Source organism: Hydrogenophaga sp. (assembly GCF_051007235.1).
In the GTDB taxonomy this organism is placed as follows: Bacteria; Pseudomonadota; Gammaproteobacteria; order Burkholderiales; family Burkholderiaceae_C; genus Hydrogenophaga.
The window spans coordinates 1-1,253 of the sequence record NZ_JBPCSJ010000188.1; the positions used below are offsets into that span (position 1 = coordinate 1).

Sequence of the window (1,253 nt, forward strand, 5' to 3'; positions counted from 1 at the left end):
CTGCACGGCATGGGCGAGGGCATCTACCGCGAGGTGCTGAAGAACCCGCTGGTGAGCTGCCGCGTCTACGCCCCGGTGGGCGCGCACCGCGACCTGCTGGCCTACCTGGTGCGCCGCCTGCTGGAGAACGGCGCCAACTCCTCCTTCGTGCACCAGCTGGCCGACGAGTCGGTGGGCATGGACGAGCTGCTGATCTCGCCGCTGCGCCTGGAGCCGCAGGCTTCGCTGCCGATGCCGATGGACCTGTACGGCGCCACCCGCGCCAACAGCAGCGGCCGCGACCTGACGGTGATCGCCCAGCGCGACGAGCTGCTGGCGGCGCACGCGGCTTGCACCGTGCCGGTGGTGGCAGAAGCCAAGGCCGATGACGTCACCGTCGCCGTGACCCGCTCCATCGGCGCTTTCGCCGCCTGGAACCACACGCCGGTGGCGCAACGCGCCGCTGTGCTGCGTTTCACTGCCGACGCGCTGGACACCGCCCTGCCGCGCTTCTGCGCCCTGCTGGTGAAAGAGGCGCACAAGACCTGGGGCGACGCCGTGTCCGAGGTGCGCGAGGCGGTGGACTTTTTGCGCTACTACGCCAACGAGGCCGAACGCATCCAGGCGCCGCAGACCCTGCCCGGCCCCACAGGCGAGAGCAACACGCTGCGCCTCGAAGGCCGCGGTGCCTGGGTCTGCATCAGCCCCTGGAACTTCCCGCTGGCCATCTTCATGGGCCAGGTCGCGGCCGCGCTGGCCACCGGCAACACGGTGCTGGCCAAGCCGGCCGAGCAGACGCCGGCCGTGGCGCTGGAAGCCGTGAAACTGCTGCACACCGCCGGCATTCCGCAAGACGCGCTGCAACTGCTGCACGGCCCCGGCGAGACGGTGGGTGCGTCGCTGGTGGCGGCGCCCGGTGTGGCCGGCGTGGTGTTCACCGGCTCGACCCAGGTGGCCAAGATCATCCAGCGCGCGCTGGCGGCCAAGGACGGCCCCATCGTGCCGCTGATCGCCGAGACCGGCGGCATCAACGCCATGTTGGTGGACAGCACGGCCCTGCCCGAGCAGGTGGCCGACGCGGTGGTGCAGAGCGCCTTTCGCAGCGCGGGCCAGCGCTGCTCGGCGCTGCGCCTGCTGTGCGTGCACGAGGCGATCGCCGACGGCGTGATCGAGATGATCCAGGGCGCGGCAAAGGAGCTGGTCGCAGGTGATCCGTCGCAGCTGACCACCGACCTCGGGCCGGTGATCGACGCAGAGGCTTTCGACAACATCCA

At 70.9% G+C, this 1,253-nt stretch carries 1 protein-coding gene; it reads left to right on the plus strand.

What is annotated here, in order from left to right:
* Positions 1-1,253 (plus strand): proline dehydrogenase family protein (locus tag ACR2JA_RS06725; RefSeq protein WP_434008331.1); only part of this gene is annotated, 1,253 nt, incomplete at both ends.